We start from the raw sequence: 21,409 nt of genomic DNA, 5'->3' as shown, positions 1-21,409 counted from the left end.
CTCGCTCCCCCGCTATCGATCGGCAGACGCTAGTGGACGGCGGCACCGGCTGTCCAGCGGCGCACTCACCAGAGCCAGCCCAGCCAGAGCAGCGCCGCGACCACCCAGGCACTGAGCGCCAGCGCGCCTCGCTGCCAGAAGCGGTTCCAGCGCCGCTCGCGGGCACGCCAGCGTTCACGCGCCGTCGCCGGGCGCGGCACCACCAGCGGTGGCCGCTGGGTCAGCCGCTTGAGCCTGAGCGAGGCCCACGAGGCCGGGTCCGGCAGGCGGCGCAACATTCGCGGCACCGACCAGCCCAGGCGCAGCGCCAGCGCAGCGAGCAGACAGGCGGCGAGCAGCGGCCAGAGCAGTTTCCAGGTATCGGCCAGGCCGAAGCTGTAGACCAGCGCGCCGCGCAAGGTCGGCCATAGCCAGGGCAGCGCCAGCGGCATCAGGCAGAGCAGTGCCCAGGGCACCAGCTGGAGCGCGGGCGCTCGTCCCGTCTGCGGTGCGTCCTGCCTCATCAGCCACAGCGCGCGCAGCAGCAACAGGCCGGTGGCGAGGCTGCCCAGGCTCAGCAGGTCCTGCCAGGCGGCGAAATGACCGTCGGCGAAGGCCGATTTCAGCGCGGTCTTGGCCGCCCCGCCGCTGGTCAGCGGCGCACCGATCAGCGCCAGCGCCGGAATGGCCGGCAGCAGCCAGGCCAGCCGTGGCAGGCGGTAGCTGTGACTGAGCCCCGCACTGAGGAACAACGCGCCCTTGGCCAGGCCGTGGTGGACACCGAAGATCACCAGCAGCACGGCCAGCGCGGCCAGGTTCTGCGGGTCGCGCCAGGCCAACGCGAGGATCATCACGAAATAGCCCATCTGGCTGACGGACGAATAGGCCAGCACGGCCTTGGCCTGGCGGCTGCACAGGCCCAGCAGCACGGCATAGAAGGCGCCGAACAGGCCGACCGCCAGCAGCACCGGGGACCATTGCAGCAACAGCGGGTCGTCCTGCGGCAGGCAGCGCCAGAGGCCGAGGATGCCGGCCTTGATCATCGCGCCGGAGAGCACGGCGCTGGCCGGTGCCGGCGCCGCGGGATGGGCCAGCGGCAGCCAGACGTGAAGCGGCCAGAAGCCCGCCTTTAGCCCCAGGCCGATGAGCAGCAGGAGCAGCGTCATCCCGTCGATCGGCACGCCCGCCCAGGTTTCGAAGCCAAAGGCGCCCTGCGCGCCCGAGGTTCGCAGCAGCAGGGCGGCGAGCAGCAGCATCTCGCCGCAGACGGCCAGCTGCAGGTAGAGCCGGCCGGCACGCCGAGGCTGTGGTCCGCCCTGGTGCACCACCAGCCCGTAGGCCGAAAGGCTCATCAGGCTGAAGCCCAGGTAGAAGCTCAAGGCATCGGCGGCGATGATCAGCAGCAGGTTGCCCGACAGCGCCAGCAACCAGAACAGCCAGAAGCGCAGCCGGCGCCGGTCCCCGGCCTGGCTGCTGACGGCGAACAGCCCCGCGCAGCCCCACAGCAGCGCGCTGAATCCAAGCCAGGCACGGGTCAGCGCATCGTCGCCCCCCCAGCGCATCTCGGCCCACAGCCAGGGCAGGTCCAGCCCCTCGGCCGGCCACAGGGTCGCCACCAGCGCCGGCACGCAGGCCAGCCAGAGCCAGCCGATCACCCGCTCGCGCAGCGCCAGCAGCAGGACGATCGCCAGCAGCGGCGCCACCGGCACCAGCAGCCACAGCCAGGCGCCGCTCATATCTCGAACTCCCGGTTGACGATCAGCTGGCTCCAGCCGAGCGGGCTGAGCGCGGTGCCGGCGAGCAGGCCGACCAGCAGCGCCAGCAGCGCGGTGAACACGGCCGGAAGCAGCAGCATCCAGTGAGTCTCCCAGCGCTCGTTCGCCCAGTTGTCCTCATGCCAGTCGGCCGGGCGGGCGAACCAGCCGCGCCAGAGCAGCGGCAGGAAATACCCGGCGTTGAGCAGCGCCGAGCCGATCAGCACCAGCAGCACCCAGTCCTGGCCCACCTCCAGCGCCCCGAGGCCCAGGTACCACTTGCTGACGAAACCGGCCATCGGCGGGATGCCGATCATCCCCAGCGCGCCGATGCTGAACGCGGTCATCGTCAGCGGCATGCGCCGGCCGATGCCGTCCATCTCGCGGATGCGGTGCACCCCCAGGGTCTCGGCGAAGTTGCCGGCGCAGTAGAACAGCGTCACCTTCATCAACCCCTGGTGGACCAGGTGCACCAGCCCCCCCACCGCGGCGATCGGCCCGAGCAGCGCCACCCCCAGGGTGATGTAGGAGACCTGGCTGATGGTCGAGTAGGCCAGGCGCTTCTTGATTTCCTGCTGCTGCAGCGCGCGCACCGAGCCGTAGAGGATGGTGGCGGCGGCCAGCCACAGCAGCGGCTGCATCAGGTTCAGTTCGGCCGCCGCCGATGCGCCGTAGACGTCGTAGACCACCCGGACGATGCCGAAGGCGCCCGCCTTGACCACCGCCACCGCGTGCAGCAGCGCGCTGACCGGCGCCGGCGCGACCATCGCCCGCGGCAGCCAGCCGTGCAGCGGGATCAGCGCCGCCTTGACCCCGAGCCCGGCGATCAGCAGCACGAACCCCACCCGCAGCGCCAGGTCGTGCTCCTGGACCTGCGCCTGCAGATAGCCGCCGGGCTGGAAATCCGGGCTGCCGGCCAGCCCGTGCAGCAGCGCCACGCCCATCAGCAACAGGGTGCCGCCACCGACCGTGTAGGCCAGGTACACGCGTCCCGCCCGTAGCGATTCGGGCGTGCCGCGGTGCACCACCAGCGGGAAGGTGGCCAGGGTCAGCAGTTCGTAGAACAACAGGAAGGTGACCAGGTTGCCGGCCAGCGCGAGACCCACGGTGGCGCTGACGCAGAGGCTGAAATAGCCGAAGAAGCGCGAACGCAGGGGCGAGCCTTCCAGATAGCCGATGGCGTAGACGGTGGTCGCCAGCCAGAGCACCGAGGACAGCGCGACGAACAGCAGCGACAGCGCGTCGGCCTGCAGCACCAGCGGCGCGTTGGGCAGGAACGGCAGTTCCAGGCGGAACTGCAGGCCGCGGTCGACGCCGATGATCAGCGCCACCACGAGCGCCAGCTTGACGACCACCCCGCCGAGGTTGAGCGCCACCCGCAGGCGGTGCTGGTCCTCGCGCAGCGAGAAGATGATCAGGCCGGGCACCAGCGAACTGAGCACGATGGCCAGGGGCAACCAGCTGGTCCAGGTCATTGGCTCACCCCTCCGATCCACAGCAGCAAGGGTTTGCTGATCAACGCCAGGCACCAGACCAGCAGGGCCGGCAGCATCGCCAGCCACTGCGCCAGGCGATCGGGGTGAAAGCTCGCCGGTGTCGGGCGGGCGCGGTCGAAACCGAGCGCGACGACGCGAAACACATAGGCCGCCGATGCCAGCGTGCCCAGCAGCACGCCGATCGCCCAGGGCCAGTGCTGGGGCTGCAGGAACAGCGGCTGGAGCAGCAGCCACTTGGCCAGGAAGCCGCCGCTCGGCGGCAGGCCGATCAGGCTTCCGCCGGCCACGGCGAAGGCGAACAGCGCCAGCGGCATCGTCTGGCTGGCCCCCTTGAGTGCCCGCACCCGCTTGCTGCCGAGGGTGTGCTGCAGCTCGCCGGCCGCCAGGAACATCGACACCTTGGCCAGCCCATGGGCCAGCACGAACAGCCACAGCGCCGCGCCGAGGCCCGGCTCCTGCCAGCGCAGCAGCAGGCCCAGAGCGAGCAGCGCGTAACCGAGCTGCGCCACCGTGGAATAGGCCACCAGCGTCTTCAGGTAGGGCGCGCGCAACGCCGACCAGCCACCGCAGAGCAGCGCGAAGATGCCCGCCACGGCGAACAGCCCTCCGGCGCTCTGCGCCAGCTCGACCGGCGCGATACGGCTCCACAGCAGCCAGAGGATGTACAACGGCCCCTTGACCACCAGGGCCGACAGCAGCGCGCTGACCGCCGCCGGCGCGCCGGCATGGGCGGGCGGCAGCCACAGGTGCAGCGGCCAGAGCGCCGCCTTGAGCATCAGCCCCAGGCTCATCAGCAGCAGCGCCAGGCGGGTCGTCGCATCGGCCTCGGCGAGCTCGCCCAGCAGGACGATGTCCAGCACGCCGTAGCGTCCGTAGAGCAGCGCCACGCCGAACAGATAGGCCAGCGACCCGGCCAGCGACAGCAAGAGGTAGTTCAGCGCCGGCCGATAGGCCTTGGCGCCCGCCAGGGCGACCAGCGCGACCGCCGCCAGGCTGAGCAGCTCCAGGGTCACGTAGAGGTTGAACAGATCGCCCGACAGCCACAGCGCGGCCAGCGCCGCCTGCAGGAGGCAGGACAGCGGCCAGAAATCCTCGCCGCCGATGGCGTGTCGGCTGCGCGCCGCATACAGCGCGACCAGCAGGTGCAGGCCGGCCGTGAACAACAGCAGCAGCGCGGCCAGCGGCGTGAGCTGGAAGCGGATCGCCAGCGGCGCCGACCAGCCACCCAGTTCCAGCCACTGCGCCCCGGTCTGCATCACCTGATGCAGAGCACCGGCCGCGGCCAGGGTGCTGGCCAGGTTGATCAGGATGACCCAGCGCCCGCCGGCCGGCCGCAGCAGGACCAGCAGCAAGGCGCCCACCAGTGGCAGCGCGAGGCTCAGCAGGGCGAGGTTCATGGCGACTCCCCGCGGTCGGCCGAGCCGGCCAGGCGCAACGCCAGCGCGGTGGCGCTGACCGCCACCACCAGGCCGGTGACCACCAGCGCCACCAGCACCGGATCGCTGGGCACCACCCGCGCGGCCAGGGCGATCATCACCAGGAACACGCCGCTGCCCATCAGGTTGATCGAGATGATCCGCCGCAGCGCATCGCGCAGGGTCAGCAGCCCGTGCAGGCCGATCAGCCAGAGCAGCGCGCCCACCGCCAGCCAGAACAGCGTCGTGCTCATGCGCCGGACTCCCGTGCTTCGCCAACCACCAGCAGGCTCAGGCTGGCGGCGATCGACAGGGTCGCGGCGACCTCGATGACCAGAATCAGGGGTTTGGCCCAGCCCTCCGGATAGACCAGCCAGCCGTCCCCGAACCAGGCGCAGGCGATCGCCACCGCGAGGAACAGCAGCAGCCCGAGCAGCACCAGCAGGCGCAGCGGCCAGAACGACCAGCGCAGCGCCGGCAGGACCCCGGCCAGGCGCAGCAGCACCACGCCGGCGGCCAGCAGCGAGCCGGCCTGGAAGGCACCTCCGGGCGCGCTCGAACCGCTCCATAACAGATAGCCCCCGGCGAGCAGCAACAGCGGCGCCAGCGACCGGCTCCAGGCGCGCAGCAACGGCCAGGGCCGCTCCACCTCGAAGCGCGCCGGACCGAGCTGGCGCGCGCCGAGCAGCGCCAGCAGCAGCACGGCCAGTTCGAGCAGGGTGTCCCAGGCGCGGTAATTGAGCAGCACCGCGGTCACCGGATGGCTCACCCCGCTCTGCTCCAGCGCCCCGGCGGCCAGTTCCGGCAAGGGCGAGCGTTGCGCGGCCAGCGGCTCGAGCCCCTGCACCAGCACTACGAGCAGCGGCACCAGCACCGCCGCGGCGGCCAGGCGATGACGGGCGAACGACAGGCCCTCCCTGGCAGCGCCGGCAGGCTGGCGCGCCAGCGCCGCGAGCAGCAGCACGCCGGTAAGGCCCGCGCCGATGGCCGCCTCGGCCAGCGCCAGGTCGGGGGCGCCGAGCCGCGCCCAGATCAACGCCAGGATCAGACCGAAGGCGATGAACAGCAGCACCCCGGCATAGCGATTGCGTGCATGCAGCGACCCGCCGGCCAGGGCCAGCAGCAGCAACGCGAGCACCGCATCGAGCAGCCACTCAGTCATCGCCGTGCTCCTCGCGCGCCTGGCGCGCCAGCAACTGGCAGGCGGTGGCGCCCGAGGCCAGCACCAGCAGCCAGATCACCAGCATCTGGCCCACTTCCAGCAGGCTGTCGGCGCGGCAGGAAAGCCCGGCCACCACCAGGCCGAGGCCCAGGGTGTCGGCCTTGGTCAGCGCATGCAGGCGGCTGTACACATCGGGAAAGCGCAGCAGGCCGAGGCTGCCGGCGGCGAAGAACAGCAGGCCGCCGATCAGCAGCGGCCAGCTCAGCCAGAGCAGGAGCGTCTCAGGCATGGTCCCTCCGGCGCAGCAACTGGACCAGCGCGGCGCTGACCATGGCCGCCAGCAGCGCGAGCACCAGCGCCACGTCGCGATAGGCCGGCTCGTCCTGCCACTGGGCGAGCACCAGCAGCAGCGCGGTGCCGCTGGTGCCGAACAGCTGCACCGCCAGCAGCCGGTCGACGCGACCGGGCCCGCGGAAGATGCGCGCCAGCCCGAGGAAGATGGTCAGCAGCAGGAACACCGCGTACAGCGCCATCAGCGCGCGCTCCCGCCGTCGAGGAGGCGGATCAGCCGCGCTTCGAGGTCGGCCACGGTCGCCTGCCAGGGCTGCCCGCCGTCGAGCACGTGCAGCTGCATGCGCGAGCCTTCGATCTGCGACGCCAGGGTCCCGGGCAACAGCCCGACCAGGGCCGAAAGCAGTATCCGCACCCGCTCGGAGCTCTCGGCCAGCGGGTACTCCACCCACTCAGGCTGCAGGGGGCAGCCCGGATGAGCGGCGCGCCGGGCGACATCCCAGGCGCCGGTGAACATGTTGACCAGAAAGAACCAGACGAAGCCCGGCAAGACGCTCAGCCGCAACCGCCACGGCCGGATGCCCAGCCACAGGCTGAGCGCGCAGGCCATGAACACCGCGGGCAGGCCGAACGACCAGCCGCCCCCCTCGGCGAACAGCGCCCAGAACCCCGCATAAAGCAGCAGCCAATAGAGTCCATCCACGCATCCCTGGCGCAGCCCGGCCCCTCGCATGCTCGTCTCCCATGTACTCATTGCTGCTTGGACTGGACCGCGCAGCAGAGTTCTCCATCGAAATCGCCGAAAGCATGGCCGAGTGTTTCAGCGCTTCGCCACCTCAGTCCAGGCGAAAGCGTGCGGTGTTGTGCGTCAGCTCACGGCTGCCGTCGCTCAGACGGTCGGCGACACCGTGCACCGCCTGGGCGCTCTGCAGCAGGCTGACGGCGGCCTGGTCGACGCGCTGGATATTGCCGCTGACCTCGTCGGCCGTCGCCGCCTGCTCCTCAACCGCCGTGGCGATCTGGGCGATCATGTCGCTGACCCGCTGCACCGCCCCGGCGATGCCACCCAGCCGCTCGCCGAGCTCGGTGACCGCGCCGGCATCGGATTCCGCCTGGGAGCAGGCCGCCTGCATCAGCTCGACCGCCTGCACCACCACGCGCTGCAACCCCTCGACCGTGGCGCTGATCTGCGCCGTCGAGGCCTGAGTGCGTTGCGACAGGCTGCGCACCTCGTCGGCGACCACGGCGAAGCCGCGACCCTGTTCGCCCGCGCGCGCCGCCTCGATCGCGGCATTAAGCGCCAGCAGGTTGGTCTGCTCGGCGATGCCCTTGATCACGTCGACCACCTGGTCGATCTGCTGGGCCTGCTCGCGCAGCTGGTTCAGCGCCTGGGAAGTGTCGCCCAGGCGAGCGGTGAGCTGATGCATGCTGGCGGTGGTCTGCTGGCTGCGCTGGTTGCTCTGCTCGGCCACCTGGCGGGTCTGGGTCGCCTCGTGGGCGGCCAGCTCGCAGCTCTCGGCGATGCCCTGGGCGGTGGCGGCCATCTCGGTCGCCGCCGTGGCGATCTGGCTCACCTGCTGTTGCTGCGTTTCGACCGAGCGCAACGACGACTGCGCCTGGTCGGTCAGCACCGCAACGGTGCCGCCCAGCCCCGCGCTCTGCTGGTTGACGCCCTGCAACGAGTCACGCAGCTGGGCGACGGCCTGATTCAGGGCAGCGCCGATGGCCGCCAGTTCATCCTGCCCGTGAACGTCCACCTGGCTGCGCAGATCGCCCTCGCGCAGCGACTGCGCCATCCGGGTGATGCGCGCCGTACTGGCCCGGATCGAGGCCTGCAGGCAGAGCAGCGTGTAGAGCGCCAGCAGCACCAGCACGCCGAAGGCGCCGAAGGTGATGGTCAAGGCCTGCACCGACTGCGCGCGGTATTCGTCGAGCCGGGTCGCGAGCGCCTCCAGGGTGGCGCGCTGCAATGCACCCGCCTGGGCCAGCGCGGTGTCCATGCCCTGCTCGAAGGCGGACAGTTCGAGGGTGATGGGGCCATCGGCGTACATCTTCCGGTCCAGCTCCACGAGCCAGGCGTCGAGCACCTTGAGGGTCTGGTCGTAGGTGCCGTTCCACGCCGACAGCGTCGGGGGCAACCGGCCTTCGAGGTTCTGCGCGTATTTGCCGAGCTGAACGCGCAGCTCGCCAGTGGCGCTGCGAATCTCGCGCAGCTGCAGGCGGCTCTGCAGGGTGAAACTGCCCGACAGCACCGCGCCCTGGCCGACGCTGGCCAGCACGCCGAGCTGCTGCACCAGCCGCGGCGCGTCCTGGGTGCCCAGCTGCATCAGCAGGTAGGTTTCGAGCCAGGGGTCGAGGATCAGTCCGCTCTCGGTGGCGATCTCCTCGCGCAGGGTACCGAGCAGCTGCAGGCCGTGGGCGAAGCGATCATAGGCGTCCGGCCACCAGCCGACGTTCGCCAGCTGCGCGGCGCGCAGGCCTTCGCGCTCGGCGATCAGCTTCTCCACGCCCGCCCGCGCGTCGGCGCTGGCCGACTCGTCGGCGAGGCGCCGCTGCAGGCGTTGCAGCGCCTCGTCCAGGCCCGCCTCGCTGGCCTGCAGCCTGGCCATCAGCGCCTTGCTTTCCTCGCTCACCTCGCGGGTGCGCTCGGTGGCCTTCCAGCGTGCGGTCAGGTTGCGCTGGGCGACCAGCGCCTCCTCCACCGCGTCGAGCGCTTGCAGCTGGCGCACCCCCGACAGTTCGCCGTCGACCGAGCCAAGTTTTTCCATGTAGCCCTGGGCGATCACCCAGAGTGCGTAGCCGAGCGGCAGCACGAAGATCAGCGCCAGCATCTGGAACTTGCGAGCAAAGCTGAAACGCTCGAGGGTTCGTATACCCGGCATCAACAACGCGTTCATCACCTAACTCCTTGATGCGTATACCGCTTGGAAAGGCTTGAGCTAGCAATTGACGCGCCAGCGTCGCGACCTGTCGATAACCGGTGCAGGCACGAGGCCATCATGCGCCTGCGCCGCCTCGCTCGCCAGTGAAACACTCCGACACATCATGAGCGTGCCTGGCACAAGCCCCACCCTGAAACGCACCAGAACGGTGCATTATCAGGCTCCATTCGGCACGGTGATGAACCGTCGCCCCCGGGAATTGTCCTTAGCGTCGGACGTGATGGCAGAGCGCAAGCAGGCGACCCGCCCCGATCCTCAACCACAACAATGCACGGCCTGTATCAGGCGGCCCGTTGCGGGCCAGTGCCCACGCCTGCGCAACCCGTTGTCGGCACGCGCGTGAGGGAGCTTCAATGAGTTCGATTCTATTGATGATCGTCGGTCTGTCGGCGATGTCGCTCGGCTACCTGTTCTATTCGAAGTTCATCGCCGAAAAGATCTACAGGCTCGACCCCAACTACAAGACGCCGGCGCACACCCTGCGCGACGGCGTGGATTACGTACCGACCAACAAGTTCGTCCTCTGGGGTCATCACTTCACTTCGGTGGCGGGCGCGGCGCCCATCGTCGGCCCCGCCATCGCGGTGATCTGGGGCTGGGTCCCGGCCTTTCTGTGGGTGGTGCTGGGCACCATCTTCTTCGCCGGCATCCACGACTTCGGCGCGCTCTGGGCCAGCGCCCGCAACCGGGGCCAGTCGGTGGGCATGCTCAGCGGCCGGCTGATCGGCTCGCGCGGACGCAGCCTGTTCCTGGTGGTGATCTTCCTCGTGCTGCTGATGGTCAATGGCGCCTTCGCGGCGGTGATCTCCAACCTGCTGGTGTCCACCCCGACCTCGGTGATTCCGGTGTGGGGCGCGATCATCGTCGCGCTGGTGATCGGCCAGCTGATCTACCGCTACAACGTGAAGCTGCTCTGGCCCTCGGTGGGCGGCGTGATCGTGCTCTACCTGCTGATCCTGCTGGGCAGTGCCTACCCGATCAGCCTGCCGGACACCGTGCTGGGCCTGAGCGCCAAGTCGTTCTGGATTCTCCTGCTGTTCACCTATGCGGCCATCGCCTCGCTGCTGCCGGTGTGGGTGCTCCTGCAGCCGCGCGACTACATCAATGGGCTGCAGCTGTTCGTCGGCCTCGGCCTGCTCTACCTGGCGGTGCTGTTCGGCGCGCCGGAGCTGGTTGCGCCGGCCTATAACGTCGACCTGCCGGCCGACAGCCCGAGCATCGTGCCGCTGCTGTTCGTCACCATCGCCTGCGGCGCGATCTCCGGCTTCCACGGCCTGGTCGCCTCCGGCACCACCTCCAAGCAGCTGGACAAGGAAACCGACGCCCGCTTCGTCGGCTACTTCGGCGCGGTGGGCGAAGGCATGCTCTCGCTCGCGGCGATCATCTGCTGCACCGCCGGCTTCGCCACCCTGCTCGACTGGCAACAGGTCTACACCGCCTTCGGCCAGGGCGGCGTGAATGCCTTCGTCCAGGGCGGCGGCACCCTGCTCGCCAACGGCCTGGGCCTGCCGGCGGAGCTGGGCGCGACCATCCTGGCGGTGATGGCGATTCTCTTCGCCGGCACCACCATGGACACCGGCCTGCGCCTGCAGCGCTTCGTCATCCAGGAGGCCGGCGAGCTGGCGGGCATGAAGGTGAACACCGTGGTCGGCACGCTGATCGCCGTCGGCGTGTGCATGGCGCTGGCCTTCGGCGCCGGCTCCGAAGGCAGCGGCGGCATGGCGATCTGGCCGCTGTTCGGCACCACCAACCAGCTGCTGGCGGGCCTGACGCTGTCCATCATCACCGTGCTGCTGATCAAGCAGGGCCGCCCGGCGCTCTACACCCTGGTGCCGCTGATATTCCTGCTGGCCATGTCGATCTACGCGCTGCTGGTGCAGATGGGCCAGTTCTACCGCGCCGAGAACTGGCTGCTGCTGGGCATGGACGTAGTGATCCTGATCGCCGCCCTGTGGGTCACCCTGGAAGCCATCATCGCCATGCGCAAGGGGCGCGACCCGGCCGCCGAGATGACCACCGACGAGCCGCTGCCGTGACGCCGAGACCTTTGTTCGAACGGCTCTCGGACGGCCTCAGGGAGTTCTACGTCGCGCCCTACCGGCGGACCTTCGCCCGTGCGCGGCGCGACGAGGACGACCTGTTCATGCTGCTGGTGTTCGCCGAGTCGCTCGGCGTGCCCAACCCGGCCGCCTGGTACACCTTGGAGCTGATGCCGGAACTCTACGAACGCTTCCATGACTGGCACCTGCGCATGGGCATGGAACACTCGCCACTGGACCATATCGGATGCTGCTAGCGCTGGCTGAGAACTGCCGGGTCCTGTTCATCGGCGGCAAGGGCGGCGTCGGCAAGACCACCGTCGCCGCCGCCACCGCTCTGGCCCAGGCCCGCGCCGGGCGCCGCGTGCTGCTGGTGTCGACCGACCCGGCGCACAACCTCGGCCATCTGTGGAACCGCCCGGTGGGCGCCCGCAAGGTGCGCCTGGCCGCCGGGCTGGACGGCCTGGAGCTGGACCCGCAGGAAACCGTCGAGGCCCACCTGAACGAAGTCGGCGCCGCCTTGCGCAAGCTGATGCCCGCGCACCTGGCCGGCGAGGTGGACAAGCACATGGCGCTGTCGCGCGATGCGCCGGGGATGCACGAGGCGGCCCTGCTCGAACGCATCGCCGAGACCGTCGCCCAGGGGCTCGCGGACTACGACCTGGTGGTCTTCGATACCGCGCCGTCCGGGCATACCTCGCGCCTGATGGCACTGCCGGAAATGATGACCGCCTGGACCGACGGGCTGCTGCGCCGGCAGGCGCGCGGCGCCCGTTTCGGCATCGCCCTGCGCAACCTCGGCCAGGACGACCGCAGCTTCGGCGAGTCGCTGATCGGCCGTGAGCGGACCGACTCGGGCGAGGACCGCGAACAGCGGGTCCGCCAGCTGCTCAACCGGCGTCGCGAGCGCTTCGCCCAGCTGCGCGAGGTGATCGCCGACCGCACGCGCTGTGCCTTCGTCATCGTGCTGGCGGCCGAACGGCTGCCGGTCCTGGAAACCATCGAGCTGCATGCCCAGCTGGCGCGCGCCGACGTCGGGGTGGCCGGGCTGGTGGTGAACAAGCGTTCTCCGGCCGATGCCGGGGCGTTTCTCGCCGAACGCCATGCCCAGGAGGAGCGCTATCTGGATCAGCTGCGCCAGGCGCTGCCCGAACTGCCCATCGAGCAGTTGCCGCTGCTCGCCGAGGACATCCAGGGCGAAGCCGCGCTGGACGCTTTCGCGCGGCGGCTGGGCACTGCAAGACAAATCACGTAAAAGACTTGGCGAGCCAGCGCTCGCCTTGCGTTGGATAATCCCGCGGGACAGCCCAGGAACCCAAGCATGATTGCCAAGCTGCGCATCATCCTGACCTTTGCCCTGGCCGTGGCCTTCGCCACGGCAATCGGCTCGATCACCCAGACCCAGTTCAACCTGGCGGCGCTGCAGACGCTCGGCGCCCAGATCAGCCTGCCGGTGCGGATGCGCGCCACCGGCAACGACCTGCTCGGCTTCTCGCCGGCCTATGCCGCCATCGTCGGTGTGACCCTGCTGTGCGCATTGCCGATCGCCGCGCTCGTCTCGCGCTTCCTGCCGGTCTGGCGCCTGCCGGTGTACTTCCTCGCCGGCGGCGTCGGCCTGCTCGTGGCGTTTCAGATCGCCGACGCCTTCGCCCCGATGCCGACCCTGATCGCCGCCACCCGCACGCCGTCCGGCACCGCCGCGATGATGCTCAGCGGTGCCTTCGGTGGCCTGCTGTTCGCGACCCTGCTGCGACCCCGACCATGAGAGTTTCCATGCCGATGTTCCGCTCGCGCCGCCTGGCCTCGCTGCTCTGCGCCACCGCCCTGCTCGCCGGCGGATCGGCCCACGCCGCCGACTACCGGATCGAAACCCTGACCGAGGGGCTGCAGTACCCCTGGTCCCTGGCCTTCCTGCCGGACGGCCAGATGCTGGTCACCGAGCGCGTCGGCCGGCTGCGGCTGATCGAGGCGGACGGCACCCTGCAGGCCGAACCGGTTCCCGGCGCGCCCAGCGGCTACCAGGATGTCCAGGCCGGGCTGATGGACGTCGCGCTGGACCCGGAATTCGACAGGACCTCCTGGGTCTACCTGACCTACGCCTATGGCCGCGAACAGGCCAACAACACCCGCCTGGCCCGCGGCACGCTGGTGGATGGTCGCCTGGAGGACGTGCAGACGCTGTTCAGCGCCCATCCGGCCAAGGCCGGCGGTTCCCACTTCGGCGGACGCATCGCCTTCCTGCCGGACAAGACGCTGGTCCTGACCCTGGGCGACGGTTTCGACTACCGCGAAGAAGCGCAGAACCTGGACAACCACCTGGGCAAGCTGGTGCGCCTGACCCGCGAAGGAACCGCCCCCGAGGACAACCCCTTCTACGGCCGCACCGGCATGGCCAACGAGGTCTACAGCTACGGGCACCGCAACGTCCAGGGCATCGCCTACGACCGCCAGAACCAGCGCCTGTACATCAACGAGCACGGCCCCCGCGGCGGCGACGAGATCAACCTGATCCAGGCCGGGCGCAACTATGGCTGGCCACTGGTGAGCTTCGGCGTCGACTACACCGGCGCCCAGATCACCCCCTACCAGAACCTGCCGGACACCGAACCGCCCCTGCTGCACTGGACGCCGTCCATCGCGCCGAGCGCCCTGGCGATCTACGACGGCACGCTGTTCCCCGAGTGGCAGGGCGACCTGTTCAGCGCCGCGCTGGCGGCCAAGCAGGTGCGCCGGGTACGCCTGGCCGACGGCGAGGTGGTGGAGCAGGAAGCGTTGTTCGAGGAACTCGGCGAGCGCATCCGCGACGTCCGCGTAGGCCCGGACGGCGCGCTCTACCTGCTCACCGACAGCGCCGAAGGCCGCCTGCTGAAGGTCACCCCCGCCGAGCAGCCCGAGAGCGAGTGAGGCCGGTCGTACCAAACCGGTGCGAACGGCTCTTTCCAGTGCAGCGATTATCCGTATAGTGCGTCGACGTTTTCGCCGATGCGCCGACCTTGCGGGGTCTGGCGTGGTCTGACGGAGACGGAACGATCCTTGCGTGACATTGACCGCAGCCCACCACCCCGGCGCTGCGTGATGCCGAACGTCCTACCCGGACCACCGGCCAGATGCCCTGGAGATACACGATGTCTACCGAACCCGTCACCCTCATGGTGGCTCGTCGCGTACGCGACGGCCGATACCACGACTTCCTCGCCTGGCTGCACGAAGGCGAACAGCTGGCCGCCGACTTTCCCGGCTACCTCGGCTCGGGCGTGCTGGCGCCGCCGCCCGGCGACGACGAATTCCAGATGGTGTTTCGCTTCAGCGACGAGCGGACCATGGACGCCTGGGAGCATTCGGCCTCCCGCCGCGCCTGGCTGCAACGCGGCGATGGCCTGTTCGCCCAACCCCACGAGCACCGCGCCCGCGGCCTCGACGCCTGGTTCGGCTCGGGCGACGTACGGCCGCCGCGCTGGAAGCAGAGCGTGGCGATCTGGCTGGCGTTCTTTCCCGTCTCGCTGCTGTTCAACCTGCTGTTCGGCGGTGCGCTGAGCGATCTGTCGCTGGTGGCGCGCATCCTGGTCACCACGCTGGCGCTGACCCCGCTGATGACCTACCTCTTCATCCCCCTGTCCACCCGCCTGCTCGCGCCCTGGCTGCAGGCGCAACCGAGACCCCGGGAGCGCAGCCATCCGGCGCCGCTCCGCTGATCGGCCAGGCGCCTGCGCGGCGAGAAAAACATTGCTGCCGTCCCGTTGGCGCCACTAAAGTGCCATCGCTGCGCCATACCCCTCACCCGCCCGGGTGACGCACGGTATTCAAGCGCAGTGATGGCCGGCCGATAGGAATCTCGCGCCCATATTCACTGGCATCAACGGTAGCCGCACTCCCGGATCGATCCACCACCGGATCGCGACGGCGGCGCCGCCCCGCTCGGACTTTCGATGACTCCCATACGCTTCTCGCCCCGCGCGCTGGGCCATGCCTGCGCGGCCGTGCTTCTGACAGGCGCGCCGTTGTCGATGGCCGCGCCCCAGCACCTGACTCTGCTCACCTGGGAGGACTACCTCAGCCCGGAGGTGATCGAGCGCTGGCATGCCAGGACCGGCGTCGCGATCGAGCAGATCTACTTCGACACCGGCGACAAGCGCGACGAGATCCTCGCCAGGCCCGACCACGACATCGACCTGGTGCTCACCGAGCGGGTCAGCTCCGAGCGCTTCGGCGCGCGCGGCGTGCTCGACCCCATCAGCGAGAAGAACCTCCCCAACCTCGACCACATCGGGGCGAGCTGGCGCGAACGATGCGGCCCCTACAGCGTTTCCTACCTGTGGGGCACCCTGGGGATCGCCTATCGCGCCGACCGCATCGCCGTCGCGCCCGACTCCTGGGCCGATCTGCTACGGCCGACGCTGGCCACGCCCCACGTGATCATGATCGCGGACCACGAAGACATCCTCGCAGCGCCCCTGATCTACCTGGGCCACTCCATCAACACCACCGACAACGACGCCCTCAAGGCGGCCTTCGAGATGCTCCGGGCGCAGGCACCGGCGGTGCTCAGCTACGAATACGCCATCACCTCGCTCAAGGCGCAGCGGTATCTGGAGCACGCCGACATGGCCCTGGCCTTCAGTGGCGACCAGCATGCGCTCAACGAGGTGGAAGGCGTCGAAGGCACGCCCTGGCAGTACGTCGTCCCGAAGGAAGGCACGCTGCTGTGGACCGACTGCTTCTCGGTCCCATCGCGCACGCCCAACAAGGAACTGGCCTACCGCTTCCTGGCCTTTCTCGGCGAGCCGGACATCGCGGCCCTCAATGCCGAGGCCCTGGGTGTCGCGACGCCCAACGACGCGGCGCTCCCGCTACTGCCCGCATCGGTGCGCGAGGACCGTTCCATCTATCCGCCCGCATCGGTGCTGCAACGCAGCCAGGTCTACGAAGCGCGTCCGCTGGAATCCACCCAGACACGCCGCCGTATCATCAGCGCCCTGATCAATGCCCATGACACTCGGTAAACGCGCCCTGCTGGTGATCTTCCCGGTCATCCTGATCGTCCAGCTGCTGGCGGCCAGTGCCGCCTACCTGACCCAGCGCGCCTCACTGGTGGGCCTGGAGCAGGCGCGCCTGGACCAGCAGCTGTCGGCGCTCAAGTCGGCGTTTTCCGACTACCAGGCGTTCAACCGCAGCATGCTGTACGCCATCAGCAACAGCGAATCCCTGCTGCTGTTCCTGCGCGAATCCGATACCGGCTACCGCAACGAGACCCTGGGGCTGCGCATCCAGCAGAGCATCCGCTCGCTGTCCAACACCACGCTGTCGTTCGTGTCGTTCGCCATCGTGCAGCCCGACGGCCAACCGGCCTACTACTTCGAAAGCAGCCTCTCGCCGTTCGCCACCCTCGACGCCGCCCAGCAGCGGGTGATCGCCGAGGCACGCCGGTCACCCGTCAACGGCGAGCTGATCTACCTGGACGAGGCACACGGCGGTCCGCTGGTCCTGCACACCGACTTCATCCTGCCGGCCTCCTCCAGCAGGCCCCTGCCGAGCCAGCGCCGGGAGGCCTTCGCCCTGCAGCTGGCGGTGCGCCCGGACCGTTTCGTGACCCTCAAGCAACGCCTCGAAGCGGAGTATGGCGCGGCCCTGGAGATCGCCAACCGCTTCGAGTCGCGCCGCGCCGAACTCAGCGCCGAGGTCGGGCTGACGCGCTCGCTGCAGGCGCGTCTGGTGCCCAGCCCCGACTACCTCGCCGAGCGCCTGCAACGGCTGCGCCTGGCCTTCCTGTTCGGCAGCGCGCTGGTGTGCCTGGCCTCGATCGGCCTGCTGCTGTGGCTGATCCGCCGCTACGTCACCGCGCCGATCTCTCGCCTGGACAGCCAGCTCACCGACCTGCTGCTGCACCGTCGAGACGGGCTCGACGAGCCGAGCGAAGGCGGCGAGATCGGCCGCCTGACCGTCAACATGAAGACCCTGCACGACCGCAACGCCGCGGCGCTGCAACGCATCCAGGAGATCTCCTGGACCGACACCCTCACGCGCATCAGCAACCGCGCCCACTTCGGCGTGCTCGCCACCGCGATGTTCGAGCAGTGCAGCCTCCACGGCGGGCAGCTGGCACTGCTGTTCATGGACCTGGACAACTTCAAGCAGGTCAACGACCAGCACGGCCACGAGGCCGGCGACGCCCTGCTCAAGGCCTTCGCCGCGCGGGTGGGCGATGTGCTGCGGCTGCACCAGCGCCAGCATCCGGGCACCGAAACCAGCTTCGCGCGGCTGTCGGGGGACGAGTTCGCCATCCTGCTCAAGGCGCCGGTCCAGGACGACGACACGCTGCCGGAGTTGACCGGTGCGCTGCTCGGCCTCTCGCGCGGCGGATTCAGGCTCGACGGGCGTACCTACCCGGTGAGCGTGAGCATCGGTACCGCGCGCTATCCGGAAGACGCCGGCTCGATCACCCAGTTGCTGACCCGTGCCGACACCGCCATGTACCAGGCCAAGGCCGAAGGCAAGAACGTCGCGGTGCCCTTCTCCGCCCAGCTGGAGCTGCGTGACGAGCGCATCCGCGCGATCGAGGAACAACTGCGCCAGCTCGACGGCGACCGTGAGCTGGCGCTGGCCTTCATGCCGGCGGTCGACGGCCAGGGGCGCGTGTCGGCCTGCGAGGCCCTTCTGCGCTGGCACTCGCCGGTGCTGGGCGTCGTGTCGCCCGCCGAGTTCATCCCGATCGCCGAGCGCGCCGGCCTGTTCGCCAAGATCGACGACTGGGTGGTGGACCGCGCCATGGGCAGCTACGCCGAGCTGGCCAGGCTGTTCGGCGAAGACGTGGTGCTGGCGATCAACGTGTCGTCGGCGCAGCTCAGCGACCGGCGCATCTGCGATTGCCTGATCGAGCGCGCCCGTCATCACGGCATCGCGCCGGAGCGCATCGAGATCGAACTGACCGAGACCTACGCCGCCGAGCTCAGCAGCTGCACCATGGACGTGGTGCTGGCGATTCGCGCCGCCGGCTTCCGGGTGGCCATCGACGACTTCGGCGTCGGCTACACCTCGATCCAGCAGATGCTCGAATACCCCGCCGACACCATCAAGCTGGACATGGCGATCGTCCGGCGTCTGGCCCAGCCGCAACTGCACGAAGGCCTGGCAGCGATCGTCGCCTTCTGCAAGGCCCAGGGCAAGCGGGTCACCGCCGAGGGCGTGGACAGCCTGTCCACACAGGCGGCGCTGCTCGGTGCCGGCTGCGACCTGCTGCAGGGCTACCTGATTTCACCGCCCCGGCCGCTGGACGAGCTGGCCGAATGGTCCGCACGCCCATACCGGGAGCGCCCCGCGGCGCAGCGCGCCGGGGGTTAGCGGGCGGGTCAGGCGTCGTCCTGCTCCTGCTCCCCGAGCCGCCGGTAGAGGGTGCGACGGCCGATGCCGAGCAGGGCCGCCGCGCGGCGCTTGTTGCCCTCCGCCAGGGCCAGGACATGGCGGATGTAGCGCATCTCCAGCTCCTCCAGGGTCGGCAGCAGGGGGCCGTCGATCAACTGCCCCAGCCGTTCCTCGGCGGCGCCCGAGGCCGCTTCTTCCTTGTAGCCGGCGATCCGCGCGGGCAGGTGTTCGAGTTCCAGGGTGCGGCCATGGCAGAAGGTCACCGCCCGCTCCATGGCGTTCTGCAGCTCGCGCACGTTGCCGGGAAACGGATAGCGCTGCAGCTGTTCGAGCGCCGCGCGGGACAGCCCGCGTACCGGCCGGCCGTCACGCGCGGCGAAATGCGCGACGAAGCCGGCGGCCAGCAGCTCGCGGTCGTCTTCGCGCTCGCGCAGCGGCGGCACCTGCAGCAGGAAGGTCTCCAGGCGGAAGAACAGGTCCTCGCGGAAGGATTCGCGCCCGGCCTCGGTTTCCAGCGCACGGTTGCTGGCGGCGATGATCCGCACGTCCACGCTGAGTTCGCGCTCGGCGCCCACCGGGCGGATGGTGCCTTCCTGCAGCACCCGCAACAGCTTGGCCTGCAGGGGCATGGGCATCTCGCCGATCTCGTCGAGGAACAGGGTGCCGCCGTCGGCCTGCTGGAACAGGCCCTTGTGGGCGCGGCTGGCACCGGTGAAGGCACCGGCGACATGGCCGAAGAACTCGCTTTCGAGCAGCTCGGCCGGCAGCCCCGCGCAGTTGATCGCCAGGAACGGCCGCTGCGCCCGGTCGCTTTCGGCATGGATGGCGCGCGCCACCAGCTCCTTGCCGGTGCCGCTCTCGCCGATCACCAGCACCGGCCCTGCGGCCCGCGCCAGCTGGCGGATCTGGTCGAACAGGCTGCGCATCACCCGGCTGCGCCCGAGCATGCCGTGGAAGCGGTCGTCGCTGAGCAGCTGCCGGAAGCGCCGCACCTCGCCGCGCAGCCGGCGCGTTTCCAGCGCACGCGCAACCGCAAGGCCCAGGTGGTCGAGATCCAGCGGCTTGGTGAGGAACTCGTCGGCGCCCTCCTTCAGCGCGGCCACCGCCTGCTGGATGCTGCCGAAGGCGGTCACCACCAGGAACGCCGGCGCCGCCTGCATCCCGCGCACCCGCCTGAGCAGGGCCATGCCGTCGGCACCGGGGAGGCGCAGGTCGCTGACCACCAGGTCCGGCTCCCAGCTTTCGAGCAACGGCAACGCCTGCTCGGCGCTGGCCACCGGGCGCACCTGCAGGCCACGGTCTTCCAGCTCCTCGACCAGCAGCTGGCGCAGGTCCTGGTCGTCCTCGACCACCAGCACCCGCTCGGGCGTCGTCTCATCCTTCTGCATCGTCAAGCTCCTCTGCGGCCAGCGCCAGGGTTATCCGAAAGGCCGCGCCGGGCAGCTGGCCGGTGACCAGTTCGATGCGCCCGCCGCTTTCGGCAACCACCCCATGGGCGACGGCCAGCCCCAGGCCACTGCCCTCGCCGACCGGCTTGGTGGTGAAAAAGGGTTCGAACAGGGTGCCGCGGTGCGCCTCGTCCACACCCGGCCCGTCGTCCTCGACCTGCAGCACCAGCTGCTCGCCGTCGCGCCACCAGCGCAGCAGGACCTGCCCGCCGGGGCTCGCCTGGGCGGCGTTGCGCAACAGGTTGGTCAGCGCCTGCTCGAAGCGCGGCGGATCGACCCGGCACTGCAGCGACTCGCCCGGCCCCTGCAGCGCCAGCGTCACCTGCAGCGCCGCCAGCTCGTCGGCGACCGCCGCGGCCGCCGAATGCACCAGCACCTCGGCCGGCATGCGCCGCAGCGGACGGCCGGCGGCGCGGCCGAAATCCAGCAGCTGCCGCACGATGTCGCTCAACCGCTGCACCTGGGCGCGTATCTGCAGCAGACCACGGCGCTGGGGCTCGCCCAGGCGCTCGTCGCGCAGGACGCGCTGCGCCTTGCCGTCGATCACGCTCAAGGGGCTGCCCAGCTCGTGCGCAACGCCGGCGGCCAGCCGGCCGACCGCCGCCAGCTGCTGGCTGCGTTGCAGCTGCGCTTCCAGCTCCAGCTCGCGGGTCTTCTGCTCGTCCATCCGCCGTTCGGCCTCGGCGATGCCGTCGAGCATGCCGTTCAGGGCCCGGCCGAGCACCACCAGCTCCGCAGGCCCGGCCGGCGGCACACGGTGGGAGCGCTCGCCACGCCCCACCCGGGCCATGCTCAGGGTCAGCTGCTGCAGGTGCCTGCCGATCGCCGCCCAGTGGCCGAGCAGGATCACCGCGACCACCACCCCGGCGAACAGGCCGGTCAGGCCCGCCGCCCCCAGGCGCAACCGGCGGATGTCGCGCTCGAAGTCGCCCCAGCGGCGGGTGACCTGGAGCATGCCGTTGATCTGCCCGCCGCTCTGCTCGAGCGGTACGAAATAGGAATAGACCTCGTGCCCGCGAATCCGCTGGTAGCTGCCGGTGCGCTTGCCGTCGGCCGTCAGCTCCTGGATGGCGGCCTCGTCCGTGTCGGGCTCCACCGCCCCGGCGGAAGCGACCAGCTTGCCGTCACGGTCGTAGACGTAGGCGCCGTATACGCGGCCGACGCCCAGCACCGACTCGAGCACCTGCTGCAGGCTGCCGTCGTGGTCGTTCTCCAGGCTCGCGGCCAGCGGCAGCCGCACCGCCCGAGCCACCAGTTCCACTTCCGCCTGGAGGCGTCGCTCGCTGTTGCGCTCGACCGTCCACAACAGCAGCGAGCTGAAGCCGATCATGATCGCCACCAGGGGCAGGACCACCTTGAGAACGAGGGCGCCGCGCAGGCCCGAAAGACCTTGCCAGATTGCTACATGTGCCATATTGGCACCATACGGCATTACCCGGACGGGGTCCACGGCGCTTGTCGCCTTGAACACAAACCCTTTAATTTCAATGAGTTAACTGAATAGAGCGAAACTGGCACGGCAGCTGC

General features: G+C 69.8%; 19 protein-coding genes. 8 read left to right on the top strand and 11 right to left on the bottom strand.

The window, feature by feature from the left end:
- Positions 1–65: 65 nt before the first annotated feature.
- The 9 genes from DN824_RS09460 to DN824_RS09420 form a co-directional block, all read right to left on the bottom strand.
- A complete protein-coding gene (locus tag DN824_RS09460; protein ID WP_138408120.1) occupies positions 66–1,715 on the bottom strand; it encodes a proton-conducting transporter transmembrane domain-containing protein in 1,650 nt (549 codons plus the stop codon).
- Entirely contained in the window at positions 1,712–3,208 is a 1,497-nt protein-coding gene (locus tag DN824_RS09455; RefSeq protein WP_138408118.1) for a complex I subunit 5 family protein, read from the bottom strand. The genes DN824_RS09460 and DN824_RS09455 overlap by 4 nt, the downstream gene beginning before the upstream one ends.
- Positions 3,205–4,626: a complex I subunit 5 family protein gene (locus DN824_RS09450; RefSeq protein ID WP_138408116.1), complete on the bottom strand. Its 1,422-nt coding sequence runs from the start codon at positions 4,624–4,626 to the stop codon at positions 3,205–3,207. Before DN824_RS09450 ends, DN824_RS09455 begins: the two co-directional genes overlap by 4 nt.
- Positions 4,623–4,898 carry an NADH-quinone oxidoreductase subunit K gene (locus DN824_RS09445; RefSeq protein ID WP_138408114.1) on the bottom strand — a complete coding sequence of 92 codons (276 nt, stop codon included), beginning with the start codon at positions 4,896–4,898 and terminating at the stop codon, positions 4,623–4,625. Before DN824_RS09445 ends, DN824_RS09450 begins: the two co-directional genes overlap by 4 nt.
- A complete protein-coding gene (locus DN824_RS09440) occupies positions 4,895–5,806 on the bottom strand; it encodes a hydrogenase subunit MbhD domain-containing protein (RefSeq protein ID WP_138408113.1) in 912 nt (303 codons plus the stop codon). The genes DN824_RS09445 and DN824_RS09440 overlap by 4 nt, the downstream gene beginning before the upstream one ends.
- On the bottom strand, positions 5,799–6,095 hold the full coding sequence (locus DN824_RS09435) for a cation:proton antiporter (protein WP_138408111.1): 297 nt from the start codon (positions 6,093–6,095) through the stop codon (positions 5,799–5,801). The genes DN824_RS09440 and DN824_RS09435 overlap by 8 nt, the downstream gene beginning before the upstream one ends.
- Positions 6,088–6,339: an MrpF/PhaF family protein gene (locus DN824_RS09430; protein ID WP_138408109.1), complete on the bottom strand. Its 252-nt coding sequence runs from the start codon at positions 6,337–6,339 to the stop codon at positions 6,088–6,090. Before DN824_RS09430 ends, DN824_RS09435 begins: the two co-directional genes overlap by 8 nt.
- Positions 6,339–6,830, bottom strand: a complete 492-nt coding sequence (locus DN824_RS09425) for a Na+/H+ antiporter subunit E (RefSeq protein WP_138408107.1) — start codon at positions 6,828–6,830, stop codon at positions 6,339–6,341. The genes DN824_RS09430 and DN824_RS09425 overlap by 1 nt, the downstream gene beginning before the upstream one ends.
- 103 nt (positions 6,831–6,933) lie before the next feature.
- The gene (locus tag DN824_RS09420; protein ID WP_138408106.1) at positions 6,934–8,994 is read right to left on the bottom strand and encodes a methyl-accepting chemotaxis protein; all 2,061 of its coding nucleotides are present in this window, start codon (positions 8,992–8,994) and stop codon (positions 6,934–6,936) included.
- A 398-nt stretch (positions 8,995–9,392) separates the two neighbouring features.
- On the opposite strand from DN824_RS09420, the gene DN824_RS09415 reads away from it, so the two are divergent.
- From DN824_RS09415 to DN824_RS09380, 8 genes are all read left to right on the top strand, one after another.
- A complete protein-coding gene (locus tag DN824_RS09415; RefSeq protein WP_138408104.1) occupies positions 9,393–11,075 on the top strand; it encodes a carbon starvation CstA family protein in 1,683 nt (560 codons plus the stop codon).
- The gene (locus tag DN824_RS09410) at positions 11,072–11,335 is read left to right on the top strand and encodes a cory-CC-star protein (protein WP_138408102.1); all 264 of its coding nucleotides are present in this window, start codon (positions 11,072–11,074) and stop codon (positions 11,333–11,335) included. Before DN824_RS09415 ends, DN824_RS09410 begins: the two co-directional genes overlap by 4 nt.
- On the top strand, positions 11,326–12,333 hold the full coding sequence (locus tag DN824_RS09405) for an ArsA family ATPase (RefSeq protein WP_138408100.1): 1,008 nt from the start codon (positions 11,326–11,328) through the stop codon (positions 12,331–12,333). The genes DN824_RS09410 and DN824_RS09405 overlap by 10 nt, the downstream gene beginning before the upstream one ends.
- Positions 12,334–12,399: 66 nt before the next feature.
- Positions 12,400–12,843 (top strand): hypothetical protein, encoded by a 444-nt coding sequence (locus DN824_RS09400; protein ID WP_138408099.1) that lies wholly within the window; start codon positions 12,400–12,402, stop codon positions 12,841–12,843.
- 8 nt (positions 12,844–12,851) lie between these two features.
- Complete coding sequence (locus DN824_RS09395; RefSeq protein ID WP_241666683.1) at positions 12,852–13,982, top strand: PQQ-dependent sugar dehydrogenase; 1,131 nt, start codon at positions 12,852–12,854, stop codon at positions 13,980–13,982.
- A 221-nt stretch (positions 13,983–14,203) separates the two neighbouring features.
- Positions 14,204–14,770 (top strand): antibiotic biosynthesis monooxygenase, encoded by a 567-nt coding sequence (locus DN824_RS09390; RefSeq protein WP_138408097.1) that lies wholly within the window; start codon positions 14,204–14,206, stop codon positions 14,768–14,770.
- Between the two features lie 234 nt (positions 14,771–15,004).
- A complete protein-coding gene (locus DN824_RS09385; protein WP_138408096.1) occupies positions 15,005–16,078 on the top strand; it encodes a polyamine ABC transporter substrate-binding protein in 1,074 nt (357 codons plus the stop codon).
- Positions 16,065–18,413 carry a putative bifunctional diguanylate cyclase/phosphodiesterase gene (locus tag DN824_RS09380; RefSeq protein ID WP_138408094.1) on the top strand — a complete coding sequence of 783 codons (2,349 nt, stop codon included), beginning with the start codon at positions 16,065–16,067 and terminating at the stop codon, positions 18,411–18,413. Before DN824_RS09385 ends, DN824_RS09380 begins: the two co-directional genes overlap by 14 nt.
- Before the next feature lie 8 nt (positions 18,414–18,421).
- Here DN824_RS09380 and DN824_RS09375 read toward each other — a convergent pair whose 3' ends face one another.
- The gene (locus DN824_RS09375; protein WP_138408093.1) at positions 18,422–19,822 is read right to left on the bottom strand and encodes a sigma-54-dependent transcriptional regulator; all 1,401 of its coding nucleotides are present in this window, start codon (positions 19,820–19,822) and stop codon (positions 18,422–18,424) included.
- The gene (locus tag DN824_RS09370; protein WP_138408091.1) at positions 19,809–21,296 is read right to left on the bottom strand and encodes an ATP-binding protein; all 1,488 of its coding nucleotides are present in this window, start codon (positions 21,294–21,296) and stop codon (positions 19,809–19,811) included. The genes DN824_RS09375 and DN824_RS09370 overlap by 14 nt, the downstream gene beginning before the upstream one ends.
- Positions 21,297–21,409 lie beyond the last annotated feature (113 nt).

Origin of the sequence: Stutzerimonas nosocomialis (assembly GCF_005876855.1) — a bacterium.
Taxonomy (GTDB): Bacteria; Pseudomonadota; Gammaproteobacteria; order Pseudomonadales; family Pseudomonadaceae; genus Stutzerimonas; species Stutzerimonas nosocomialis.
The sequence above is the reverse complement of the archived record's forward strand: the minus strand, read 5'-3'. Positions and strand labels throughout refer to the sequence as shown.

Coding starts and splice junctions, on each gene's coding strand:
- DN824_RS09415 (WP_138408104.1), top strand. CDS start 9,393: ATGAGTTCGATTCTATTGATGATCGTCGGTCTGTCGGCGATGTCGCTC.
- DN824_RS09445 (WP_138408114.1), bottom strand. CDS start 4,898: ATGAGCACGACGCTGTTCTGGCTGGCGGTGGGCGCGCTGCTCTGGCTG.
- DN824_RS09375 (WP_138408093.1), bottom strand. CDS start 19,822: ATGCAGAAGGATGAGACGACGCCCGAGCGGGTGCTGGTGGTCGAGGAC.
- DN824_RS09460 (WP_138408120.1), bottom strand. CDS start 1,715: ATGAGCGGCGCCTGGCTGTGGCTGCTGGTGCCGGTGGCGCCGCTGCTG.
- DN824_RS09430 (WP_138408109.1), bottom strand. CDS start 6,339: ATGGCGCTGTACGCGGTGTTCCTGCTGCTGACCATCTTCCTCGGGCTG.
- DN824_RS09390 (WP_138408097.1), top strand. CDS start 14,204: ATGTCTACCGAACCCGTCACCCTCATGGTGGCTCGTCGCGTACGCGAC.
- DN824_RS09395 (WP_241666683.1), top strand. CDS start 12,852: ATGCCGATGTTCCGCTCGCGCCGCCTGGCCTCGCTGCTCTGCGCCACC.
- DN824_RS09385 (WP_138408096.1), top strand. CDS start 15,005: ATGACTCCCATACGCTTCTCGCCCCGCGCGCTGGGCCATGCCTGCGCG.
- DN824_RS09440 (WP_138408113.1), bottom strand. CDS start 5,806: ATGACTGAGTGGCTGCTCGATGCGGTGCTCGCGTTGCTGCTGCTGGCC.
- DN824_RS09455 (WP_138408118.1), bottom strand. CDS start 3,208: ATGACCTGGACCAGCTGGTTGCCCCTGGCCATCGTGCTCAGTTCGCTG.
- DN824_RS09425 (WP_138408107.1), bottom strand. CDS start 6,830: ATGCGAGGGGCCGGGCTGCGCCAGGGATGCGTGGATGGACTCTATTGG.
- DN824_RS09435 (WP_138408111.1), bottom strand. CDS start 6,095: ATGCCTGAGACGCTCCTGCTCTGGCTGAGCTGGCCGCTGCTGATCGGC.
- DN824_RS09400 (WP_138408099.1), top strand. CDS start 12,400: ATGATTGCCAAGCTGCGCATCATCCTGACCTTTGCCCTGGCCGTGGCC.
- DN824_RS09405 (WP_138408100.1), top strand. CDS start 11,326: ATGCTGCTAGCGCTGGCTGAGAACTGCCGGGTCCTGTTCATCGGCGGC.
- DN824_RS09420 (WP_138408106.1), bottom strand. CDS start 8,994: ATGAACGCGTTGTTGATGCCGGGTATACGAACCCTCGAGCGTTTCAGC.
- DN824_RS09370 (WP_138408091.1), bottom strand. CDS start 21,296: ATGGCACATGTAGCAATCTGGCAAGGTCTTTCGGGCCTGCGCGGCGCC.
- DN824_RS09380 (WP_138408094.1), top strand. CDS start 16,065: ATGACACTCGGTAAACGCGCCCTGCTGGTGATCTTCCCGGTCATCCTG.
- DN824_RS09450 (WP_138408116.1), bottom strand. CDS start 4,626: ATGAACCTCGCCCTGCTGAGCCTCGCGCTGCCACTGGTGGGCGCCTTG.